The 3643-nt window shown below is 34.3% G+C and carries 5 protein-coding genes; 2 read left to right on the top strand and 3 right to left on the bottom strand.

All coding sequences use genetic code 11. The features are described from left to right. Together AC1DSB_RS16250 and AC1DSB_RS16245 are read left to right on the top strand one after the other, a co-directional pair. On the top strand, window positions 1-711 hold a 711-nt coding region (locus AC1DSB_RS16250; RefSeq protein ID WP_477587113.1), incomplete at its 5' end, for an NAD(P)-dependent alcohol dehydrogenase. Between the two features lie 392 nt (window positions 712-1103). Continuing rightward, window positions 1104-1433, top strand: a complete 330-nt coding sequence (locus tag AC1DSB_RS16245) for a DUF3889 domain-containing protein (protein WP_477532906.1) — start codon at window positions 1104-1106, stop codon at window positions 1431-1433. A 100-nt stretch (window positions 1434-1533) separates the two neighbouring features. Here the strand turns inward: AC1DSB_RS16245 and AC1DSB_RS16240 are convergent, their stop codons facing one another. The 3 genes from AC1DSB_RS16240 to AC1DSB_RS16230 all read right to left on the bottom strand — a co-directional run bounded on the left by AC1DSB_RS16240 (window position 1534) and on the right by AC1DSB_RS16230 (window position 3502). Beyond that, complete coding sequence (locus tag AC1DSB_RS16240) at window positions 1534-1869, bottom strand: hypothetical protein (protein ID WP_477587112.1); 336 nt, start codon at window positions 1867-1869, stop codon at window positions 1534-1536. Between the two features lie 40 nt (window positions 1870-1909). Continuing rightward, window positions 1910-2338: a hypothetical protein gene (locus tag AC1DSB_RS16235; protein ID WP_477533488.1), complete on the bottom strand. Its 429-nt coding sequence runs from the start codon at window positions 2336-2338 to the stop codon at window positions 1910-1912. A gap of 429 nt (window positions 2339-2767) precedes the next feature. Next, complete coding sequence (locus AC1DSB_RS16230) at window positions 2768-3502, bottom strand: ATP-binding cassette domain-containing protein (protein WP_477587114.1); 735 nt, start codon at window positions 3500-3502, stop codon at window positions 2768-2770. Window positions 3503-3643: the final 141 nt, after the last annotated feature.

Below are 3643 nucleotides of genomic sequence, written 5' to 3'. Positions count from 1 at the left end.
CAACCAGGCGATGAGGTATTCGGAGATTTATCTAGTTGTGGGTGGTCTGGATTTGCCGAATATGTAGCTGTTCCTGAAAATGCATTAGCCATAAAGCCAGCCAATATTTCCTTTGTGGAAGCTGCTGCTGTACCTATGGCGGGAGTCACAGCCTTACAGGGTCTCCGGGATAAAGGCAAAATTCAGTCAGGTCAAAAAGTATTGATTAATGGTGCCTCTGGTGGCGTGGGTACTTTCGCAGTACAGATTGCCAAGTCTTTTGGGGCTGAGGTAACTGCTGTTTGCAGTACGAGAAATGTGGACATCGTGCAATCGATTGGAGCAGCCCATGTCATTGACTATACCAAGGAAGATTTCACAAAAAAAGCTGAGCGTTATGACCTGATTCTTGCTGTTAACGGATACAAACCTATTTCTGCTTATAAGCGTTCATTAAATCCCAAAGGAAATTATGTTATGGTTGGAGGTGCCGGTGCACAACTAACCCAGGCAATGGTACTTGGACCTTGGCATTCATTTATCAGCAATAAAAAAATGGGTACCATGTTACAAAGTGCAAACCAAAAAGATCTGATTTTTATGAAAGAACTACTTGAAGCCGGCAAAGTAAAACCAATTATTGATAGATGTTATAAGTTCAGTGAAGTACCTGATGCTTTCAGGTATTTTGAAGAAGGTCACGCTCAAGGAAAAGTTGTCATCACAGTGTGAAAGAGTTGTTGAATAATATAGTAGCGACAAAAACTAGAATTGATTATTTAATGAAAATGGGAGAACGCACATTTTATATTTTTATAAAATGCGCGTTCTCTTACGTACCAGAGATATTGGCGAGCTGGCCTTGAGTCAGTAACATCACTTTATTTATATACAAATTTTGATTAAGTCATCTATGCCTTAAAACTCGATTTGAAAAATTAACTTTTTTTTTGGTTCAGCAACTTTTGGCTCTTCCAACGATATAATATCAATTATGTGATTTAGGAATTTGATAATGAATGAGAGAATCATTCTATCGGTTGCAGTTTCCAATACTACAGAGGTATGGATTGAATGAATTTAAGCAAATGACTCATCCTATAAAAAAGGAGATGAGATCAATTATGCGAAAAACAATTGTTGCCCTTGGAATTATTATTACAGCTAATTCAACACCAACACATATCCCGTCTATTGCTCATGCACAAGGAGAAATTCCAGCTTACGCTAAGTGGGGACAGCTCGCTATGTCAGAGACAAAATCTAAATATCCCAATGCAGATATTATTGACTATCTACATGAAGGAAGCGAATCTAAAGAGAAAACAACTATTGAAAAGTTTAAATTATGGTTAAAAGATGGTAACAGAGAATTCGGCGTTCATGTAAGAATTGAATATAATACCGAAACTGAAGAAGTAGTTAATATTAAATTTCAAGAAACGTCAAGATGAGCCGTCACTCGAAGGAAACATGTACATGCATAATGGTCCTTTCATTGAACAAATAAATTAATTAATAAAGAGCATTGATTTTTAATCGCTGCTCTTTTTACTACTCCACCCGTTTTTTCAATAACTCACTAGGTTGGAATTCAATTGATTTTGCTTGATACATTTTGTCACGATATTCATATACAATAACTATTTCGCCAAGATAGCCAGCTGCAGAAATTTGAGCTGGGAGTGTAGCGGTAAGTTGTTGGTCTTTTACTTCATATTTTATTACACCGCCAAAAGCAATATCCTCAAGTAAGTTAGTAGGATTTATTTGTAAAGGGGCCAAATCAATTTTATATTCTTTGTCACCTATTCTTATTTCGGCTTTTTCAGTTGATAACTTGGTTTTTACGTTTTTATTGATTATTGCTATAGGATCATCAACTAGCACGTCAATCAATCCATTTGTATATCTATAAACATAAACCTCTTCAAGTAAAGCACCAGTACCATATACCGAGCGTTAATATTATTATTAGCTCTTTCTTCTGGTCTTTGTTAATATCTTCGTAAAAAATTTCCGGGGCATACGTTGGGTTAGTAACGTTCATCCAAAAAGGTCTGGAGTATGTTTCACCTTTGAAATCGATTTTAAAATCTCGATATTGGCTCTCCAAGTCCTCCATTTTTTTTGCATACAAGGTAATATTCTCTTCAGATGACTTTGCGACAATTTCATACCCTTCAAAGGATACTTTCTCTCTAATTCCAGGCATCTTTACTTCAGAAGAAATATAGGAACTCTCCAATATTTCATACTTATTAGATGCATCACTAAAAAGCGTTGCCTCTTTAGAATGTATAGATAAAGAAAACACTCCTAAAACAATAAATATTATTAATATCCATCCATTTTTCATTTTCATCACCARGGCTAGCTTTCCCACGATAATGAGTTTTATCCCATCTTAACTATCCTACATATTGATTAAACCGTCTTACTCATACTTCTTTGTCTTAATAATTCAAGAGTATAGTAGTTAATAAAAGTGATGACCGGAATAAAAAATACAAAGACTAAAATACCCAAGCTACTAAAAAATCCGTCTGTCTGTTTATGAAATGTTTGAACGTCTAATTTGTAAAGAAGGACAGTAGCGATTGATAAAATAAGTGAATTTACACACAATGCACCTAATATTCCAAACCATTTATTTTTCTGCCTTTTTAATACCCAAATGCAGGTTAGTGTAGAAACAATTAGAGAAAATATTATAATAATGAAAAACACTAAATTCAAAAACCTTCACTCCTCCTAGTTACTCTAATGTGGGTATTTTCCTATAACCTCAGCCTTCTTGATAATACATTGAATACAAGTCATTTAATGTTATTTTCCCAAAACTAAACTCTGTTATTTGATTTTCATTAAGAAACTCTACTATATTTCCTAATCTCCCCGAATCATATCCGCGTACATCTAGTAGAGTACCGTCATTTGGCAATGATCGTACGTTTGTATCTGGAAACTCTTTTGAAAACTTTTCTTTTGTCATCTCTGTCATTTCTTTTACTCTTACGGTTGTGATTTCTCTTTCTTCAAACCCAGGGGATATGGCATTGACTAGTATCAATTCTCCATTTTTCATAAAGAAAATGCGGCTCGCATATTTTTCTAAGTTTTCTAATAAATGAGACGCCACAATAATCGTTTTTCCTTCGATTTTCTTTTTAACTAGTATTTGAGAAATAAGTTCGACATGAGTAGGATCTAATCCATTCATCACTTCGTCCATTAACATGACTTGGGTATCTGATACAATTTGCATTGCAAAGCAAAGTCTTTGGCGCATCCCCAAAGAATACGTTCCTGTTTTCTTGTCTATATATGACGCCATTCCAAGTTCATTTATTATACTGTCAATCAATTTTGGGTTACTGTTCCACATTGAGGAATAAATTTTTAAATGCTCTTTTCCGGAAATCTGATTGTATAAGTCACCTTGATCAGGCATCATGGATACTAGTTGATGTATTTTCACTTCATTCTTTTTATTTGTATATTCTAACTTATGATTTAGAATGACTTTCCCACTGTGAATGTAATCATGAATTATATCAATCCAAACAGTGGGAAAGTCATTCTAAATCATAAGTTAGAATATACAAATAAAAAGAATGAAGTGAAAATACATCAACTAGTATCCATGATGCCTGATCAAGGT

The organism is Paenisporosarcina sp. P4_E4_2 (assembly GCF_056401595.1).
This window is presented reverse-complemented; position numbering and strand designations above follow the sequence as displayed.